Genomic DNA, 19,382 nt, shown 5'->3' on the forward strand with positions numbered 1-19,382 from the left:
CGGGTACTCACCGGCCGCGGACAGCGTAGATCGGCGCGGGGGCCCGCGTCCGTGCGGACCGGAAACTGAGACGCCGGCTGCCCTGCGTACCGCGGGAGCCGCTGCCCGGGCCTGTCAGGCCGCCGGGGACCGGCCCCCTAGAGACCGACCTCGTTCATCAGCATGCCGACCTCGGTGTTCGTCATGCGGCGCAGCCAGCCGGACTTCTGGTCGCCGAGGGCGATGGGGCCGAAGCGCGTGCGTACGAGCCGTTCGACGGGGAAGCCCGCCTCCGCGAGCATGCGGCGCACGATGTGCTTGCGGCCCTCGTGCAGGGAGACTTCCACCAGGTAGTTCTTGCCGGTGTTCTCCACGACCCGGAAGTGGTCGGCGCGCGCGTAGCCGTCCTCCAGCCGGATGCCGTCCTTCAGCCGCTTGCCGAGATCACGCGGCAGAGGCCCCTGGATCGCGGCGAGGTAGGTCTTCTTCACGCCGTAGCGGGGGTGGGTGAGCCGGTGGGCCAGCTCCCCGTGGTTGGTGAGGAGTATGAGGCCTTCGGTCTCGGTGTCGAGACGCCCGACGTGGAAGAGGCGGGTCTCCCTGTTCTGCACGTAGTCCCCGAGGCACTGGCGGCCGTCCGGGTCCTCCATCGACGCGACCACTCCCGAAGGCTTGTTGAGCGCGAAGAAGACGTGCGACTGCGAGGCGATGGTCAGCCCGTCGACCTTGATCTCGTCCTTGTCGGCGTCCACGCGGACGCCCTGTTCGACGACGATGCTGCCGTTGACCTCGACCCTGGCCTGCTCGATCAGTTCCTCGCAGGCACGGCGCGAGCCCATGCCCGCGCGGGCCAGCACCTTCTGCAGCCGCTCGCCCTCCTCCTCCCCGAAGGTCTTCGGCAGCTTCCGGGCCGGCTTGCTGTGACGGGCCCGGTTGCGCTCCTCGACCTGCGCCTCGTACTCGCGGGGGCGCGCGGGCGCGGAGGCGTTGCGGGCACGGGCCTTGGGCGCGCCGCTGCCGGTGACCTTGCGCGGTCCGCTCTTGGCCGCGTTCTTCGCCGCCACGCTCCTCGCTGCCGCCCCGCGTGCCCCGGCGCTCCGGGGACCGCTCTTCGCGCCCCCGCCGGCACCGGCACGGGCGCCGGACGCCTTCTTGGCCGCCGCCTTCGGGGTGCTGCCGGAGGGGCCCTGCGGGGACTTCCGTGCGGGCTTGCCGCCACCCTTGCCGGCGGCGCCCTTGCCGGCGGCGCCCCTCTTGGCACCGCCGCCCGCGGACCGCTCCTCGCCCTTGCCGTAGCGGCGCTCCTCCGGGCGCGGACGGTCCGTCCGCTTCTGGCTGCCTCCGCCTCCTCCGGCCGCGCGGCGGGACTGCCCGCCGCCCTGGCCGCTGTTCCTACGGTTGCCGCCGGTGTTGCCGCTGCTTCGCATCAGTGTTCCGTCTGCGTTCTGTCGTGGATTTCGTCGCCGCTGTCATCTACGTCGAACGACGGCACGCCCTCCTGCGAGTCCCCCTCGACGGCGTCCGCCTCCGGAAGGAAGGGCGCCAGCTCCGGAAGCTCGTCCAGGCCGCGCAGGCCCAGCCGTTCCAGGAAGTAATGCGTCGTCGTGTACAGGATCGCACCTGTCTCGGGTTCCGCGCCCGACTCCTCGACCAGCCCCCGCTGGAGGAGCGTACGCATCACACCGTCGCAGTTGACCCCGCGCACGGCGGAGACCCGGGACCGGCTCACGGGCTGGCGGTAGGCGACGACGGCGAGCGTCTCCAGCGCCGCCTGCGTCAGCCGCGCCTGCTGGCCGTCGAGTACGAAGCTCTCGACGGCCTCGGAGAATTCGGCCCTCGTGTAGAAGCGCCACCCCTCCGCGACCAGACGCAGTTCGAATCCCCGGTGCTGCCGGTCGTATTCGTCGGCCAGTTCCCGCAGAGCGTCCGAGATCTCACGGCGCCGCCGTTGGAGGACCTTCGCCAGGTGCTCCTCGGTGGCCGGCTCGTCGACGACCATGAGGACGGCTTCCAGGGCGGGCTTGAGCTCCAGCGCGGCGACTCCGTCGACCTCGTCGGCATCGCCGGCATCGCCGACGTCCGGACCGGCGTCCGAACCGGCGCGCGAACCGGCAGCGTCCGGGCCGGCAGCGCCCGCGGGCGCCCCGCTGCCGCCCGTCTGCGCGGCCGCTTCCGCCGCGGGCGCAGGCTCGGCCGCCGCGTCCGCGCCCGCCTCCTGGATCTCGTAGGTCTCCTCGCTCATGGCTGGATCTCCTCCTCGGACGCGGACTCCCGCGGGGGCTGCTGCTTCTCGTCCTGCTGCCCGGGTTCCTGGTCGAACTCGTCCGTCACCAAGGGCTCCTTGCCCTCCTCGCCGCTCCAGCGGACCGTGAGCGCCCCGAGCGCCTCCTCCTGCTCGAGGGAGACGGCCCGCTCACGGAAAAGCTCCAGGAGGGCGAGGAAGCGTGCGACGACGGTCAGCGTGTCCGGGGCGTCCTGCGTGAGGCGCTGGAAGCTGACCTCGCCCAGCTCCCGCAGCAGCGCCACCACGACCTCCGCCTGCTCCCGCACGCTCACCAGGGGTGCGTGGATGTGCTCCACGTACACCTGCGGCTTCGGCTTCGGCTGCATCGCCTTCACCGCGAGACGGGCGAAGCCCTCCGGACCGATGCTGATGGCCACTTCGGGCAGCAGCTCCGCGTGGTGGGGCTCCAGACCGACCGTGCGGGGGTGGCGGTGCGCCTCCTGCGCCATGCGTCCGGCGAAGATCCCGGCGATCTCCTTGTACGCGCGGTACTGGAGCAGCCGCGCGAACAGGAGGTCACGGGCCTCCAGAAGCGCGAGGTCCGCCTCGTCCTCGACCTCGGCGGCCGGCAGCAGTCTCGCGGCCTTCAGGTCGAGCAACGTCGAGGCGACGACGAGGAATTCGGTGGTCTGGTCGAGGTCCCAGTCGGGGCCCATGGCGTGGATGTAGGCCATGAACTCGTCGGTCACCTTCGAAAGAGCGACCTCCGTGACGTCCAGCTTGTGCTTCGAGATCAGCTGGAGCAGCAGGTCGAAGGGGCCCTCGAAGTTGTCGAGGACGACCTTGAAGCGCCCGTCGTCGGGCTGATCCTCTTCCTGATCTCTCCGCTCATCCGGTTCAGCCGGTTCAGCTCGTTCAAGCGATTCGGGCTGTTCATCCGGTTCGTGCGGCCGCGGGTCCGCGCCGGGGGGCGTGGCGGCTCCGGCACCGGTCTCGCCGAGGAACTCGGTGACGGTTGCGGTGCCCGACTCCGGCCGCTCTTCCGCGAGTTCCGGCTCGCGCCCTGCCTCTGCCGCGGGCCGCGGTTCCGCCATGGGTTCCGGCATGGGTTCCGGCAGTTCCGGCTCCGGCGACGCGGGGGCGGGGGCCGGCACGGTCCCGGGTCCCGGTGCGAGCTGCTGCTCCGGTCCGGCCGGCGGCGCCGGTACGGGCTCCCCCGCGGCCTGAGGCTCCGGCTCACCGGGACGCTCCTCGACGGGCCCCGGCTCCCTCCCGGGGAGCCCGGCGCCGGGCGACGACGACGTACCCGGTCCCCGCCCGAGGGAGCGGCGGGCGGCGCGGGGCGTCGTGCGGTCGTGGTCGTCAGGACTGGGCATCGCGGGGCAGCGTACTGGGGAGGAGCCGGTCAGGGCGTTCCGGCTCACTCATCTGCCCGCGCTTTCGGATGTGGTGGCGCACAGGAATGTTCAGCGCCCCCGCAGCCGCCGTACGAGAATGCTCGCGTCCCCGCGGGATTCCAGGTCGGCCAGGACGACGGCCACGGCCTCACGCACGATGCGGCCACGGTCCACGGCCAGTCCGTGCTCGCCGCGCAGCACGAGGCGGGCGTGCTCCAGGTCCATCAGTTCCTCTGCGGAGACGTAGACCGTGATCTTCTCGTCGTGCCGTTCACGGCCGCTGGGGCGCCTGTTGGCGCCGCGCCCCCCGCGCCGGGGTGAACCGGCAGCCTGCTGACGGGACCTGGGCTCGGCCGCCCGCGGACTCTTCGGCTGCTGCGGTGACTTCGGGCCGCCGGCCGCAGCCGTCTGCCCGGTCCGCCGGGAGGGGATGTCCGCGCCCGGGGGGCCCGCCTGGCCGCCTCCGCCCGAGGAGCCGGCCGCAGCCTGCGACGTGCCCTGGCCCGGCACCGCCGGGCGCGGCGCGGACCGGCTCGCCAGTCCTTCGCCGCCCTCACGGCCGGTGTGTTCGCCGACGCCCGCCGCGGCGGGGCCTCCGGGCGCCGCTCCGGCCTCCGCGGCGGACTCGTCGCCCTCTCCCGCGGCGCTGTGCTCGCTCTGCCCGCCGTCCTCGGTGAGGCCGCCCCCGGCTGTGTCGTCGCCGGCTGCGGCGTCCGCGGCGCCCGCTGAGTCCTGTTCACCGGCGGGCGCCGGAACCCGCGTGGCGGACTGTGCGCTCTTGCCGGACGGCTCCTCACCGTTGGCGTGGTTCTGGTTGGCGGGGGACGACGGCTGGACCGCTGAGCCCCCGGTCGTACGGAACAATTCGTCAGCTGCAGGAAGACTCACTCGGCGTGGCACCGGGCGAGCACCTCCCTGGCCAGCTGGCGATAAGCGGCTGCACCCACGGAGTTGGAGGCGTACGTCGTGATCGGCTCTCCCGCGACGGTCGTCTCCGGGAAGCGGACGGTGCGTCCGATGACCGTGTGGTAGACGTTGTCGTCGAAGGCCTCGACGACACGCGCCAGAACCTCGCGGCTGTGCACCGTCCGCGAGTCGTACATCGTCGCCAGGATGCCGTCGAGCTCCAGCTCCGGGTTGAGCCGCTCCTGCACCTTCTCGATCGTCTCGGTGAGCAGGGCGACACCGCGCAGCGCGAAGAACTCGCACTCCAGCGGCACGATCACCTTGTGCGCCGCCGTGAGCGCGTTCACGGTCAGCAGACCGAGCGAGGGCTGGCAGTCGATGACGATGAAGTCGTAGTCGTTCAGCAGGGGCTGGAGGGCGCGCTGCAGTGTCGACTCGCGGGCGACCTCGCTCACGAGCTGAACTTCGGCCGCCGAGAGGTCGATGTTGCTCGGCAGCAGGTCCATTCCCGCCACGGCCGTCTTCAGCAGCACCTCGTCGGGTGCCAGGCCGCGCTCCATCAGGAGGTTGTAGACCGTGAGTTCGAGCTCCATCGGATTCACGCCGAGGCCCACCGACAGCGCCCCCTGGGGGTCGAAGTCGACGAGCAGCACGCGCCGTCCGTACTCCGCGAGCGCCGCGCCCAGGTTGATGGCGGAGGTCGTCTTGCCGACGCCGCCCTTCTGGTTGCACATCGCGATGATCTTCGCCGGGCCCGGTTCGCTGACCGGGCCGGGGATCGGGAAGTACGGGAGCGGGCGCCCTGTCGGGCCGATCCGCTCGCGGCGCTGCCGGGCGGCGTCGGGCGCGAGCGTGGCCGCGTACTCGGGATCCGGTTCGTACTCCGCGTCCGGGTCGTAGAAGTGCCCTTCGGGCAGCTCGCCGTAGGGGACGCGGTGCGGGTCACTGTAGTCGGCGAGTTCGGCGGACTCGTCGCCCGCCGAGTTGCCGGCCATGGCGTTCACTTGGCGGCCGTCCATGCTCTGTTGGGCTGTAGTGGTCGGTGCTGCGTTCTGGTGGGCGGCGAAGGTGCGGACAGCGACGGAGCCGACACCCTCGGACCCCGAGGACTCCTGGCCCCGTGCAGGTGCTCCTGGTCGACCACCCCCGGGAGAAAATGTCGACTCATTCACAAGTCGTCCTACCTCCTTGGCGACCAGGGAACTTCTAGACAGGTCAGCGTGACACCATGCCGACGATTGGCGACTCTATGGCGTGTCGGCGGTTCGCAGCAACACAATCCACCGGAGACGGCACGATGTGTCGAGCTGCGAACACTTCGCTGTCAAGAGGCAATGCGGGTCGGGGCACCCCTGCGAAGCGGGCGCCGGAGCGCCCGGAGACACGTGAACGCCGCGGCCCCGCCCCGCGGTTGAGCGGCTGTCACCCACCCGGGACCACCCGGGAAGCACCCGGAAACGCGTCACCGGCCCGGCCGCCGCAGCGGCGGCGGACGGACCGGTGGACGGCCGGTGACCTGCCGTCAACGGCAGGCCCGCGGCATTGACTTGCCGGGTTGACGTGCCGAATCAGCCCAGCAGCGTGCCGAGTTCACGGCTGCCGAGACCGTGGGCCTCGGCGACGGGCCCGTAATAGACCTCTCCGTCATGGACGTTGAGCCCCTTGGCCAGCGTCCCGTCCCGGCGAAGTGCGTCGCGCCAGCCGCAGTTGGCCAGCTCGACGATGTAGGGAAGCGTCGCGTTGGTCAGCGCGTACGTCGACGTACTGGGCACGGCGCCCGGCATGTTGGCGACGCAGTAGAAGACCGACTCGTGCACCTGGAAGGTCGGCTCGGCGTGCGTCGTCGGCCGGGCGTCCTCGAAACAGCCGCCCTGATCGATGGCGATGTCGACAAGAACACTTCCCGGCTTCATGCGGGAGACCAGCTCGTTGCTCACCAGCTTCGGCGCCTTCGCACCCGGGATCAGCACCGCGCCGACGACCAGGTCCGCCTCGAGGACGGCACGCTCCAGTTCGTAGGCGTTGGAGGCGACCGTGCTCACCTTGGTGCCGAAGATGCGGTCGGCCTCGCGCAGCTTGTTGACGTCCTTGTCGAGGAGCGTGACATGGAAGCCCAGTCCGATGGCGATCTGCGTGGCGTTCCAGCCGGAGACGCCGCCGCCGATGACGACGGCCCGCCCGGCCGCCACACCCGGCACACCGCCGGGCAGCACACCGCGGCCGCCGGCGGAACGCATCAGGTGGTAGGCGCCGACCTGCGGGGCGATGCGGCCGGCGACCTCGGACATCGGAGCGAGCAGCGGCAGTGCGCGGCCGGCCGTCTCGACCGTCTCGTAGGCGATCGCCGTCGTGCCCGATTCCAGGAGCGCCTCGGTGCACTCCCTGGATGCGGCCAGATGGAGATAGGTGAAGAGCGTCTGGTCCTTGCGCAGCCGCCCGTACTCCTCGGCGACCGGCTCCTTGACCTTCAGCAGCATGTCGGCGGTGGACCAGACCTCGTCGGCGGAGCCCAGGATGACGGCTCCGGCTGCGACGTACTCCTCGTCCGGGATGGAGGAGCCGAGTCCGGCTCCGCTCTCCACCGTGACCTGGTGTCCGTTGCGTACGAGTTCGTGCGCCCCGGCCGGGGTGATGGCCACGCGGAACTCGTTGTTCTTGACCTCGCGGGGGATGCCGACCTTCACGTCGATCACGGTCCTTGACTTCGGGTTGTTTCGGAAGCGCCCGCGCCTGTGGGCGCGGAAGCATCCGTGGCGCACATCCCGGTACGGCGGCATAAGAAGCCCATGGGAGGTATATGCCGGCTTGTCGCATGGACGGCCACGGCTCCGCCAGTCTAATGAAGGATCGTTCGCTGTCCAGCCTTACAAACAACCAATTTTTTCTGTCACAGCTATTAGTTTCTTAGGTCTACTCCATGCGCACCGTCAGATCGTGCGCATCCAGCAGCTCTTCGGCGGCACGGCGGTGCTTTCCGCCTTCCCTAACGTCCCCCGTCCGGTCGCACGCGTCGGCAAGCCGAAGCAGCAGGGCCGCGCGCAGCCGGACGTCCTCCCCGTCCCGCAGGGCCTGGAGCGCCTGACGGCACAAGCGCACCGTCTCCTGCGGACGTCCCGCGCGCTCGTGCACCCTGGCGAGTTCGGCCAGCGCACGGGCGTGGGCAGCCGCGTCGCCCAGCCTCCGGAAGTTCGCCGCCGACGCACGCCACTCGCGCAGTGCCTCCCCGAAGTGCCCGGCGGCGGTGTGCACCGCACCCAGCCGTCCGTGGAGCCGGGCCGCGGCGGCAGCGGCGTCCCGGGTCTGGTGGTGGGCGAGGGCGCGGCCGTACCAGTCGGCCGCGCGCTCCAGATCGCCCATGTCCTCGTAGGTGGACCCGATGGACTCCAGGGCGCGCGCCGCGGCGTGGTGGTCCTGCGCCCGGCGTCCCTCCCGGCCGGGACCGCCGTCGCGGCCGCTGCGCACGCGGGAGGCGCCTTCGTCGCCGTCCCCGTCGCGGGCCGTCCCCAGCGCGGCCCGGTAGCGCTGAAGGGCACGGGAGTGCCGGCCCGTCCGGGCGTCCAGATCCCCGAGGTTGAGCAGCGCCGCGGCCCGCTCCCGCTGCAGATCGGCACGTTCGGCGACGTCGAGCACCAGCTCGTGCAGCCGGTAGAGCTCCGGCGCCGCCTCCTCGGGCGAGCGGTGGGCGTCGAAGGCGCGCGCCAGTGCGGAGATCAGCCGGCGCGCGAGACCGTCGAGTCTGCCGCCGCCCTCCGCGACGGCCAGCCGGGCCGCGGCGAGTATCGCGGGACGCCGGGCCTCCAGCCATTCGCGCGCCTCGCGGCGCGTGGCGAAGCGGACCGTACGGGGCAGCAACGCCAGGCGCTCGCGGGCTTCGGAACCCTCCGGCTCGGTGACGGCATGGCAGGCCCGCAGCTGCCGTACCGTCCGCTCGAGCATCCGCGCACGGGCGAAGACCGTCCTGTCCGGGCCCTCGTGCTCCGCGAGTTCGGTGCGCAGCAGCGGGTCCAGGCAGCGCGGCACCGCGTAGCAGCCGGGCGCGAGCGCGCTGGTGCGCAGCAGTCCGAGCCGCAGGAACTCCTCGAGGATCTGGCGGGCGGCCGCCACCGGGCAGCTCGCCAGTGACGAGGCCGTGTGAGCGTCGACGAGACCGTCCGGGGCGAGAGCGAGCATCCTCAGCACGCGGGCCGGCGTCTTGGCCAGGGAGCCCGCGACGAGCCGGAACGCCCGCTCCAGAGGGTCGGCGTGCGGCAGTTGTGCGAGTTCCTTCGCGGCGTCCGCCACGGAGAGTTTCGGCCGTGCGGCCAGCCATCCGCCCGCCAGGACGAGGGCGGCGGGCAGGTGTCCGCAAGCCTCTGCGACGAGTTCGGCGCTGCGCGGGTCGACGGTCGTACGGTGCGGGGCGCCCGCACGCGACGCGAGCAGCGAGACGGCGGCGTCGCGGTCCAGGCCTCCCACCGCGCAGGGCCGCACGTCGGGCACTCCGGTCAGCGGCCCGGAAGCGACGGCGACGACGAGGCAGTCACGGGTGTCGGGAAGCAGGTCGAGCACCTGCTCGGGCAGCGTCACGTCGTCCAGGAGCAGCAGCACCCGGCGTCGTCCCAGCTCCGTCCGCAGCGTCCCGGTCAGTTCGTCCTCGTCGGCGCCCGCGGGGACGGGGTCGGGGCCGAGGGCCGCCAGCAGGTCGCGCGCCGTACGTTCCGTGGGCACGGGAGTGCCGCCGGGCTCGGTGAGGCGGGCGCGGAGTACGCCGTCGGTGAAGCGGTCCGACGCCTGCCGTGCGAAGGCCTCCGCGAGCGCCGTACGGCCGGACCCCGGCCGGCCCGCGACGAGCAGGACGCGGCTGTGCGGCGAGGGACGGCCGGAGAGGGTGTGCAGTCCCGCCTTCTCCATGTCGGCCAGCATCTGGGCGAGTTCGCACTCACGTCCCGTGAAGTGGCCCGGGGGCGCCGGAACCGCGGCTCTGCCGGCCGGCCCGCCACCGCCGCGCGGTTCGCCCTCGCGCGAGCCGCCCTCGCGCGTCCCGCCGCCGGATGCGTCGTCCGTGCCTGCGGGCTGCACCGCCTGATCCGTCACGGGCCACGCTCCCGTCCACCTGCGTCCGCGCGTACGAGCCCGCCGCAACAGCGACCGGGCACGCACAGAGCGTAGTTCACCCCAGGCGGCGGCATGCGGTTCGCACGCCGCACGCGCCGGGAACGCACAGGCCGCGCGGGCGGGCGCGGGCGGCGGGGCCCAAAGCGTCCGCGCGGGGGGCTACTTCTCGAACGGGCGGGCGGGCCACGGCGCGTCCGCCGGGCGCAGCGACTCCAGCCCGGGCCCGGAACGCGCCGCGGTCAGCGCCAGAACGCCCACCACAAGACAGTTGTTGTGCAACTCCCCCGCGAGCACGCCGCGTACGAGATCCGCCACGGGCACCCGCGCCAGCTCCATGTCGGCCTCCTCCTCGGAGACTTCGAAGCGTTCGCCGTCGGCGGCGCCGATCTCGCGCGCGAGGAAGATGCGCACGGCCTCGTCGGAGCCGCCGGGAGTGGTGTAGACGTCGGCAAGAACCCGCCAGTCCTCCGCCTTGACGTGCGCCTCCTCGTACAGTTCGCGCCGCGCCGCGTGCAGAGGGTTCTCGCCGGGGACGTCGAGGAGCCCGGCCGGGATCTCCCACAGCTTCTCCCGCACCGGGTGCCGGTACTGGCTCAGCACCAGCACCCGGTCCTCGTCGTCGAGGGCGAGCACGGCGACCGACCCGGGGTGCACCTGGTAGTCGCGGCGGACGACGGAACCGTCGGGCATGACGACGTCGTCGGTGCGCACACCGGTCTTCTTCCCCTCGAAGGGCAGTGCGGTCGAGGTGACCTCCCACGCCTCGGGGGCGTCGGCGATGTGCTTTCCGGAACGCACCGGCAGCCTTTCCTCCGTCATGCCTCAGTCCTCGCCCTGCTGCCGTGCCACGGCGGCCGCGACCAGGCCGGCGAAGAGCGGGTGGGGGCGGGTCGGCCGCGAACGCAGTTCGGGGTGCGCCTGCGTGGCGACCAGGTACGGGTGCACCTCGCGGGGGTACTCCAGGTACTCCACGAGCTTGTTGTCCGGGGAGGTGCCGGAGAAGACGAGGCCTGCCTTCTTCTCCAGTTCGCCGCGGTAGGCGTTGTTGACCTCGTACCGGTGGCGGTGGCGTTCCTCGACGTACGGCTCGTCGCCGTACACCTCGCGCACGATGGAGCCCTCGGCGAGCTTCGCGGGGTAGAGACCGAGCCGCATGGTGCCGCCCATGTCGCCCTCGCCCGCGACGATGTCGAGCTGCTCGGCCATCGTGGAGACCACCGGGTGCGCCGTGCCCTGCTCGAATTCGGTGGAGTCGGCGTCCTCGATGCCGGCCAGGTTCCGCGCGGCCTCGATGACGATGCACTGCAGGCCGAGGCAGAGGCCGAGGAGCGGGACCCGGTTCTCGCGCGCGTAGGTGATGGACGAGAGCTTGCCCTCGACTCCGCGCTCCCCGAATCCGCCGGGGATGCAGATCGCGTCGCAGTCCCCGAGCTGCCTGCGGGCGCCCTCGGGCGTGCGGCAGTCCTCGGAGGTGACCCATTTGACCTTCACGCGGGCGTTGTTGGCGAAGCCGCCCGCGCGCAGCGCCTCCGTCACGGACAGGTAGGCGTCGGGCAGATCGATGTACTTGCCGACGAGGGCGACCGTCACCTCGTGGTCGGGGTGGTGGACGCGGCGCAGCAGGTCGTCCCACTGCGTCCAGTCGACGTCCCGGAAGGGCAGGTCCAGCTTGCGCACGACGTAGGCGTCCAGGCCCTCCGCGTGCACGACCTTCGGGATGTCGTAGATGGACGGGGCGTCCTTGCAGGCGATGACGGCGCTGTCGTCCACGTCGCACATCAGGGAGATCTTGCGCTTGATGGAGCGGGGCACGTCCCGGTCCGCGCGCAGCACGATGCCGTCCGGCTGGATGCCGATGCTGCGCAGCGCGGCCACGGAGTGCTGGGTCGGCTTCGTCTTCAGTTCCCCGGACGGGCCGATGTAGGGAAGCAGCGAGATGTGCACGACGAAGACGTTGTCGCGGCCGACCTCGTGACGCACCTGGCGCACGGCCTCGAGGAAGGGCAGGGACTCGATGTCGCCGACCGTGCCGCCGACCTCGGTGATGACGACGTCCACCTCGTCGGTCGCCAGGCGCCGGATGCGGTTCTTGATCTCGTTGGTGATGTGCGGGATGACCTGCACCGTGTCGCCCAGGTAGTCCCCGCGCCGCTCCTTGGCGATGACGCTGGAGTAGATCTGCCCGGTGGTCACGTTCGCGGACCCGTCGAGGTCCACGTCGAGGAAGCGCTCGTAGTGCCCGATGTCCAGGTCGGTCTCGGCGCCGTCGTTGGTGACGAACACCTCACCGTGCTGGAAGGGGTTCATGGTGCCCGGATCGACGTTCAGATACGGGTCCAGCTTCTGCATCGTGACGCGCAGGCCCCTCGCCTTGAGCAGCGCGCCCAGGCTGGAGGCGGTGAGCCCCTTGCCGAGTGAGGAGGCCACACCCCCCGTGACGAAAAGGTGCTTGGTCGTCCTGGACGTGGGCGGCAAAGGCAAGGGGTGCTCCCGTGGTAGCGAGGTGAGGTGCGCACCGGCGCCCTGACCTCGGTCACGCAGCGGTGCGCAAGCGGTTGTTCAGGGGTACCGTCGCTGCGGCTCGGGGGGCTTCCGTGCCGGAGATTCGCGGACGAATCCGGGAACTCCCGCCCACCGGTCCACGGGCCACCAGGGTATCAGCGACCCTCCCCCGGTGTGTCTCGCCGTGTGCCCGACTGCGTCCGGGGTCACAGCTCAGCGGCTTCCGGGAACGCTCTTGCCGTGCCCTGAAGTGAGGGCATGGTCGCACCTTGTGAGCGGCCTCGTACAGGCTCACCGCATAGGGTCATCCATAGTGGGGAGAGCGCGGGCAGAGCCCGTCGCTCCGTCGTATCCTGCTCGGACGCTCGATCGGACACGTGATTGAGTGTGCTGGAAACCCGCAGGTCAACGCACGTCCCAAGGGGCGAGCCACAGTTCGACTGGAGATATACGTGGCTGGGCGCATCGAGGATTACGCACTCATCGGGGACATGCAGACCGCAGCCCTGATCGGCCGGGACGGCTCGGCGGACTGGCTGTGCCTGCCGCGCTTCGATTCCCATGCGGTCTTCGCGAGTCTTCTCGGCACGGGGGAGCACGGGTGCTGGCAGGTGGGTCCCGCCGTCGCCGAGGGCACCGAGCCGCCGAGGGCGGACCGCAGGCGCTATCGCGGCGACTCGCTCGTCCTGGAGTCGGAGTGGGACACGCCGCGCGGCACCGTGCGCGTCATCGACTTCATGCCGCCCCGTGAGCAGCACGCACCGCAGCTGGTGCGGATCGTGGAGGGTGTCAGCGGCCGGGTGCCGATGCGTTCGGCGCTGCGGATGCGCTTCTCGTACGGCTGGGTCGTGCCGTGGGTGCAGCAGATCGAGGGACGCACGGTCGCTGTCGCGGGGCCCGATTCGGTGTGGCTGGACACCGACGCCGAGACGTACGGCAAGGATCTGACGACGTACGCGGACTTCACCGTCTCCCCCGGCGAACGCGTCGCCTTCACCATCAGCTGGCAGGCGTCGCACAAGAGCCCGCCGGCCGAGCCGGACCCGGAGTCCGCGCTGGAGGCGACACAGGAGTTCTGGCGCGAGTGGGTCGACCACTGCACGTACCACGGCCCCTACCGTGAGGCGGTCGTACGGTCGCTGATCACGCTGAAGGCGCTGACGTACGCGCCGACCGGCGGCATCGTCGCCGCCCCTACCACGTCGCTGCCGGAGTGCATCGGCGGCATGCGCAACTGGGATTACCGCTTCACGTGGCTGCGCGACGCGGCGATCACGCTGTCGTCCCTGCTGCGCACCGGCTACCACGACGAGGCGCTGGCCTGGCGCGAGTGGCTGCTGCGCGCGGTCGCCGGCGACCCGGAGAACCTTCAGATCATGTACGGCATCGCGGGTGAGCGGGAGCTGGGCGAGGCCGAGCTCAACTGGCTGCCGGGGTACGAGAATTCGAAACCGGTGCGGATCGGGAACGGAGCCGCCGGGCAGCTCCAGCTCGACGTCTACGGCGAGGTCACCGAGGCGCTGCACCTGGCGCACATGACGGGTCTGTCACGCAACGACTACGCCTCGCTCCTCCAGTTGAAGCTCATCGGCTACCTGGAGGACCACTGGGACGAGCCGGACGAGGGCATCTGGGAAGTCCGCGGCCCGCGGCGGCACTTCGTGCACTCCAAGGTGATGGCGTGGGTCGCGGTGGACCGCACGGTCAAGCTGATCGAGTCCGGTGACGTGGACGGCCCGCTGGAGCGGTGGCGCGACCTGCGCGACGAGATCCACCGCAACGTGTGCGAGAAGGGCTACGACAAGGAGCGCAACACCTTCACACAGTCCTACGGTTCGCGCGAGCTGGACGCCTCGCTGCTGCTGATCCCGCAGATGGGCTTCCTGCCGCCCGACGACAAGCGCGTCATCGGGACGATCGAGGCGATCCAGCGGGAGCTGTCCACGGAGGACGGCTTCGTGCTGCGCTACCCCACTTCCCAGGTGGACGGAGCCAACCTCGACGGACTCCACGGCGAGGAAGGCGCGTTCCTCGCGTGTTCCTTCTGGCTGGCCGACGACCTCGCGATGATCGGAAGGGTGGAGGAGGCGCGGAAGCTCTTCGAGCGGCTGCTCTCGCTCCGCAACGACCTGGGGCTCCTCGCGGAGGAGTGGGACTCCCGCCTGCAGCGCCAAGTGGGCAACTTCCCGCAGGCGTTCAGCCATGTGCCCCTGATCGACACGGCCCTGCGGCTGACCGCCTCCGGGGCGTACAGCGGCTGACGCCGCACCGCCCGCACCCGGCCCCCGCAAGTGGGCGCACGGGCACGGGGCCCACGGACGAACCCACGCCCGCTGCCCGGCGACAACCGGCAGCGGGCGTGGATGTGAGGGAGGGGCCGCCCCCCGGGCCTGTCGGCCCAGGGCCCCGGGACCGGAACTCCCGGGGGCCCGGCGGGTGGGCGCCGGCCCCCGATCGGTTCCCTCAGAACGGGGTCAGCGTCAACGTCATTTCGCTGGCCCCGCCGTCTTCGATGTAGGAGGCGAAGCCCGCGACGTCGTCGAATGCGAAGCCGTAGGCCTTGCCGTCCTCGGTGGCCGCGTGCATGGCCTTCACGTACTGGTGGGCGGACTTCCCCTTGTAGAACTCGGCGGGGTCGGTCGTCGGCTGGGAAGCGGCCGAGGCGAGCGTGGTCCGGTTGAACGCGGCACCGAGGATGGCGGCCACCGGCCCGAGGGTGCCGTCGTTCGGCGCGGCGAGCTCCCCGTCGCAGAAGAGGATGTCCTTCGTGCTGGGCTTGTTGAAGGAGACCTCGCCGGGCCCGGTGAAGGAGAGCTTGTCGCCGCTGACCTTGCCCGTGAACTTGCCTGCGTTGGTGGTGACGACGAGTTCCTTGCCGGCGTAGGTGCTCCACACTTCTTCGACGTACTCGTCGAAGAAGTCCTCGGCGAACTTCCCCTCGCCCATTCCGTGTCCGGGTGCGATGACGCGCCTGTCGTCGATCACCAGGTGGGAGAAGCCCTCGGCGGCGGCGACGTCCTTGAAGATCTTGTCGCGCCCTCCCTCCTTGAGGAAACCGGTCTTCTGGTCCTTGTCGCCCTTGAGCTGGATGCCGAGCGGCACGCTGAACATGTCGACCATGGTCGTGTTGCAGTACATGGCGCCGTCCTTGTACGTGAACTCCGCGCAGTCGTGGAGAACCCCGAAGTTGGGGTCGGACTCCACCCAGCCCGCCGGATAGGCCAGCGCGGCCTTGCCGTCGCCGTCCTCGACCGCCTTGATCTTCAGCTTGTCGCCGAGCGCGAAGTAGATGCGTCCGGACATCTCGGGAAGCTTGAGCGTCGTCTCGCTGCCCGAGAGCGGAATGGCGTAGTCGGTAAACCCGTCGCTGCCGTTGTCGCCCGCCGAGACCGTCTTCAGCTCGCCCTCCGGGGTGACGCGGACCTGGTTCGTCCCGTCGTTCCCGACGATGTAGACGTGAATCGACTTGTTGTCGAACTGACCGCTCTTGTTGACGATCTTCAACGACAGCGGGCCGGCCGCCTTGCGGGCGTTCTTGCGGGTCGCACCGCCGGCCTGCGACACGAGGAGCCCTGCCGCCGGTACGGCGACGGCTGACGCGGCGGCACCGCGGATGAGGGACCTGCGGCTGATCACTTGGAGGCACCTCCGGTGCTTTCGACGGACACGTAGTCGACGGTCAGGGAGCCACCGGGCTTCGTGGCGCCGGTGGGCGTCTTCGAACCCGCGACGCCGTCGGGGAAGGCACCGCCCATGGCGAGGTTGAGCAGGATGAAGTGACCGTGGTCCGTGGCCTGAGCCCAGGTCTCGGCGCCGACGTCGGACTCCTTCACGGAGTGGAACTGCTCGCCGTCGACGTACCAGCGCAGCTCCTCGGTCCCGCCGCTGCGGTCGAGTTCGAGCGCGTACTCGTGGAAGTCCGCCTTGCAGTCGCCGGTGCACTCGTGCGCCTTGCCGATGCCGGTCGTCTCGTTGCACGGCCCGCCCGGGTTGGTGCCGCAGTGCAGCACTCCGTGCGTGGTGTTCTGGCCGTTGACGTTCTCCATGATGTCGAACTCACCGACACCGGGCCAGTTGTGGTAGTTGCCGCGGTACGCCTCGCCCAGCGTCCAGAAGGCCGGCCAGTAGCCGAGCGCCTCGTCGCCGGACACGTCGGGCAGTTTGAGGCCCGCCTCGATGCGCATCTTGCCGCCCTCGGGTGCGGCGAAGTCCGTGCGCTGGGTCTCGATGCGTGCGGAGGTCCAGTTCTCACCGTCCTTCAAGGCAGTGATCTTCAGGTGGCCTTCGCCGTCGAGCTGGATGTTGTCCGTGCTGTCGGTGTACTCCTGGATTTCGCCGGTGCCCCAGTTGTCGGGCCCGCCCGGGTAGCTGTGTCCCTTGTCGATGATCCAGTCCTCCCCGGAGGGGAGTGACCCGGCGTCACCGTCGAAGTCCGTACGCCAGACTTCCTCCATGGCCTGCGCCTTCTTCGCCTGCGCCCGGCCGTCGCCCTCGTCGGCCTGGGCGTACGGGGCCACACAGGTCCCGATGACCGCCGCTGCCGCGATGCCTGCAAGTGCCCAACGCCGTCTGCCGCTCTTCAAGAGCATGACCTACGCTCCTCTTCGGTGGGGGGTGAGAGCGCTCTCACGTCATGGGCAGCACCCTGCCCATGAAACTCGCCTATGGTCAAGACCTGGACAGAGAAAGGGAGTTGTTCGTGCACACTTTCCGCCAGTCCCGCCCGACGCTGGAGGCCGTGGCCGCCCATGCCGGGGTCTCCCGGGCAACGGTGTCGCGGGTGGTCAACGGGGGGCCCGGCGTCCGTCCGGAGGTTCGCGAGAAAGTGCGAAACTCCGTGGAGGAGCTGGGGTACGTGCCCAACAACGCCGCCCGGACTCTCGTCACCCGGCGCACCGGCGCCGTGGCCGTCGTCATCGCGGAGCCGGAGAGCCGTGTGTTCGCCGACCCGTTCTTCGCACAGCAGTTGCGGGGTATCAGTCGCGAACTGTCCGAGTACGACACGCAGTTGGTGCTCATGATGGTGGAGCGGCAGAAGGACTACGCGCGCATCGGACGGTACCTGTCGGCCGGACACGTCGACGGCGCCCTGATGTTCTCCCTGCACGGCGACGACCCCCTGCCCACGGTGGCCCGCCGGTCCGGCTTGCCGGCGGTCTTCGGCGGCAGGCCGGGCTGGCCCGGTGCCGAGGGCGATGCGGATCTGCTCTACGTGGACACCGACAACCGGGACGGCGCCCGGCAGGCCGTTGCTCATTTGCAGGAGCGAGGGCGGCGTACCATCGCGGTCATCAACGGGCCCCTCGACCAGACCTCCGCGCTGGACCGGATGCACGGCTACTGCGACGCCCTCGGCATCGGCGTGCACGAGGCGGATCCGGCGCTCGTCGCGCAGGGCGACTTCACCGCCGAGGGCGGCGAGCACGCCATGGAGCGGCTGCTCGACCTCTGCCCGTCCCTGGACGCCGTCTTCGCGGGGAACGACCTGATGGCGTCGGGGGCGCTGCGTACGCTGCGGGCCCGCGGCCGCCGCGTGCCCGAGGACGTGGCCGTGGTCGGCTACGACGATCTGGAGCCCGCCGCATGGGCGTCACCGCCCCTGACGACGGTGCGCCAGGACGTGGAAGGCATGGGCGGGATGATGGCCGAACTGCTGCTGCGGCGCATCGGGCTGGCGGGAGGGAAGCACGACGCACCGCCCACGCCTGTCGTCACCCCGGCCACCCTGGTGGTACGCGATTCCAGCTGAGAGACGGCGACGCGCGGGACGGGGCGGCGGCGCTCGGGTCCCGTGCGGAAGGCACACCGAGGGCCCCGGGACGCAGACGGACAGCGCGGACGGGGCGGACGGGGCGGACGGGGCAGACGGGCGGACGGAGACGCCGCAGACGTACGCAGACATACGCAGACCTACGGAGCCGAAGTCCTGCCGGCCGGGAAGGAACGGGTCGCCGGACAGGCTCAGGAGCGGCCCGAACCCGTCAACTCGTCGTAGACGCTGAGGACATGCGCCACCGTCGACTCCTCCGTCGGCCAGTCCGCCGCCCGGGCCCGGCCCCGCTCGACGAGGCGCACGCGGCGCCCGGTGTCGGCCAGCAGGCCTCCCACGGCGGACGCGATGGCGTGCGAGTCGCCGTAAGGGATCAACTCGGCGGCGTCGCCGACGAGTTCGGGCACCCCGCCGACCGAGGTGGCGACGAGCGGAACCCCCTCGTGCAGCGCCTCCTGCGCCAGCAGCGGACGGCTCTCCCAGCGTGAGCACAGCAGTGCCACGTCCGCGCCGGCCAGCAGCTCGAAGGCGTCCTCCCGCCGGCCCAGCAGCCGTACAGGCAGCTCCTCGTCGTCGATGCGCCGCTGCAACTCCGGCCGCCGCGGCCCTTCGCCGGCGATGGCGAGCAGCGGCGGAGGGTCCATGTGCCGCCAGGCACGGGCGGCACTCAGCGCGGTGACATAGCCGTGACGGTCGTCCAGACGTCCCACGCTGAAGACCAACGGACGCCCCACCGCGCCCACTTCGGCACGCGACTTGTGCCCTGCCCGGCTCTCGACGGCGGCCAGCGGCTCCGGCGGGCTCTCGTGGCGGGCGGGGCCGGGAAGGACGACGGGCGCGAGCCGCGCGTCGCGGGCGCCGCGCCGCCGCGCCCGGTCGACGAGGTCGGTGGTGACCGCCAGAACGACCGAGGCGCCACGGGCCACGCGCCGCTCCATCAGCTGCCGCAGCTGCGCCCGCGCCCCCGAGGCGCTGCCGCGGTGGTGCCAGGTGACCACGAGCGGGACTCGCCGCGCGCGCCCCGACAGGGCGAGCGTGGTGACAGCCAGCAGCCCGGCCCGCACGCCGTGGGCGTGCACGAGGTCCGCGTCCGCGCACAGCCGGCGGAGCACGGCGGCCGCCTCCGGCTCGCTGCACGCGGGAAGGGGGGCGAAGCGGGCCCCGGCGCCGGTGAATCCGTACACGGCCTCCGCGCCGGGCGGCGCGCAGACGGTCACCCGCAGGCCGCGCGCCACCAGCCCCTCCGTGAGTGAGCGCACATGGGCGCCGGTGCCGGCACTCGCACCGTCCACGACCTGGACGGCGTGCTGCGGCTCCCGGACGGCTGAGCGTGGGGACGGCGTGGGGGGACGGGTCACAGCAGGTCGAGCTCCCAAGAGGTTCGGTGCCGGTGCCGCACGGGCACGGGCACGGGCGGTCGGTGGGGCGAGGGGTCCGGGCCCCGGGGCGGGGCGGGGCCGCGCGCCCAGCATGCCAGCCGGGCGGGCCCCGGGACACCGCGCCTGTGCGG

At 71.4% G+C, this 19,382-nt stretch carries 14 protein-coding genes; 2 read left to right on the forward strand and 12 right to left on the reverse strand.

Annotated elements, in window-relative coordinates:
- Window positions 1-137: 137 nt before the first annotated feature.
- The 9 genes from H180DRAFT_RS23980 to H180DRAFT_RS24020 all read right to left on the reverse strand — a co-directional run bounded on the left by H180DRAFT_RS23980 (window position 138) and on the right by H180DRAFT_RS24020 (window position 12,075).
- The gene (locus H180DRAFT_RS23980; RefSeq protein WP_055488195.1) at window positions 138-1,406 is read right to left on the reverse strand and encodes a pseudouridine synthase; all 1,269 of its coding nucleotides are present in this window, start codon (window positions 1,404-1,406) and stop codon (window positions 138-140) included.
- Window positions 1,406-2,221, reverse strand: a complete 816-nt coding sequence (gene scpB / locus H180DRAFT_RS23985) for an SMC-Scp complex subunit ScpB (protein ID WP_055488196.1) — start codon at window positions 2,219-2,221, stop codon at window positions 1,406-1,408. Before scpB ends, H180DRAFT_RS23980 begins: the two co-directional genes overlap by 1 nt.
- Window positions 2,218-3,579 (reverse strand): segregation/condensation protein A, encoded by a 1,362-nt coding sequence (locus H180DRAFT_RS23990; RefSeq protein ID WP_055488197.1) that lies wholly within the window; start codon window positions 3,577-3,579, stop codon window positions 2,218-2,220. The genes scpB and H180DRAFT_RS23990 overlap by 4 nt, the downstream gene beginning before the upstream one ends.
- Before the next feature lie 90 nt (window positions 3,580-3,669).
- A complete protein-coding gene (locus H180DRAFT_RS23995) occupies window positions 3,670-4,488 on the reverse strand; it encodes a hypothetical protein (RefSeq protein WP_055488198.1) in 819 nt (272 codons plus the stop codon).
- Window positions 4,485-5,678 carry a ParA family protein gene (locus H180DRAFT_RS24000; protein ID WP_074466960.1) on the reverse strand — a complete coding sequence of 398 codons (1,194 nt, stop codon included), beginning with the start codon at window positions 5,676-5,678 and terminating at the stop codon, window positions 4,485-4,487. Before H180DRAFT_RS24000 ends, H180DRAFT_RS23995 begins: the two co-directional genes overlap by 4 nt.
- 396 nt (window positions 5,679-6,074) lie before the next feature.
- Window positions 6,075-7,190, reverse strand: coding sequence for an alanine dehydrogenase (gene ald, locus H180DRAFT_RS24005; RefSeq protein WP_055488243.1), 1,116 nt, complete (start codon window positions 7,188-7,190; stop codon window positions 6,075-6,077).
- Window positions 7,191-7,416: 226 nt separating this feature from the next.
- Window positions 7,417-9,579 carry an AAA family ATPase gene (locus H180DRAFT_RS24010; protein WP_055488200.1) on the reverse strand — a complete coding sequence of 721 codons (2,163 nt, stop codon included), beginning with the start codon at window positions 9,577-9,579 and terminating at the stop codon, window positions 7,417-7,419.
- 180 nt (window positions 9,580-9,759) lie between these two features.
- Complete coding sequence (locus tag H180DRAFT_RS24015; protein WP_055488201.1) at window positions 9,760-10,419, reverse strand: NUDIX domain-containing protein; 660 nt, start codon at window positions 10,417-10,419, stop codon at window positions 9,760-9,762.
- A 3-nt stretch (window positions 10,420-10,422) separates the two neighbouring features.
- A complete protein-coding gene (locus H180DRAFT_RS24020; RefSeq protein ID WP_055488202.1) occupies window positions 10,423-12,075 on the reverse strand; it encodes a CTP synthase in 1,653 nt (550 codons plus the stop codon).
- A 473-nt stretch (window positions 12,076-12,548) separates the two neighbouring features.
- Here H180DRAFT_RS24020 and H180DRAFT_RS24025 point away from each other — a divergent pair, with 473 nt between their 5' ends.
- A complete protein-coding gene (locus tag H180DRAFT_RS24025) occupies window positions 12,549-14,363 on the forward strand; it encodes a glycoside hydrolase family 15 protein (protein WP_074466969.1) in 1,815 nt (604 codons plus the stop codon).
- Between the two features lie 202 nt (window positions 14,364-14,565).
- On the opposite strand, the gene H180DRAFT_RS24030 is transcribed toward H180DRAFT_RS24025, so the two are convergent.
- Entirely contained in the window at window positions 14,566-15,738 is a 1,173-nt protein-coding gene (locus H180DRAFT_RS24030) for a beta-1,3-glucanase family protein (RefSeq protein ID WP_055488204.1), read from the reverse strand.
- Window positions 15,735-16,691, reverse strand: a complete 957-nt coding sequence (locus H180DRAFT_RS24035) for a glycoside hydrolase family 16 protein (RefSeq protein ID WP_055488205.1) — start codon at window positions 16,689-16,691, stop codon at window positions 15,735-15,737. Before H180DRAFT_RS24035 ends, H180DRAFT_RS24030 begins: the two co-directional genes overlap by 4 nt.
- Before the next feature lie 110 nt (window positions 16,692-16,801).
- On the opposite strand from H180DRAFT_RS24035, the gene H180DRAFT_RS24040 reads away from it, so the two are divergent.
- A complete protein-coding gene (locus tag H180DRAFT_RS24040; protein WP_055488244.1) occupies window positions 16,802-17,851 on the forward strand; it encodes a LacI family DNA-binding transcriptional regulator in 1,050 nt (349 codons plus the stop codon).
- Window positions 17,852-18,063: 212 nt separating this feature from the next.
- On the opposite strand, the gene H180DRAFT_RS24045 is transcribed toward H180DRAFT_RS24040, so the two are convergent.
- Window positions 18,064-19,230 carry a glycosyltransferase family 4 protein gene (locus H180DRAFT_RS24045; protein WP_055488206.1) on the reverse strand — a complete coding sequence of 389 codons (1,167 nt, stop codon included), beginning with the start codon at window positions 19,228-19,230 and terminating at the stop codon, window positions 18,064-18,066.
- Between the last annotated feature and the right edge of the window lie 152 nt (window positions 19,231-19,382).

Origin of the sequence: Streptomyces sp. WMMB 322, assembly GCF_900090145.1 — a bacterium.
GTDB lineage: Bacteria > Actinomycetota > Actinomycetes > Streptomycetales > Streptomycetaceae > Streptomyces.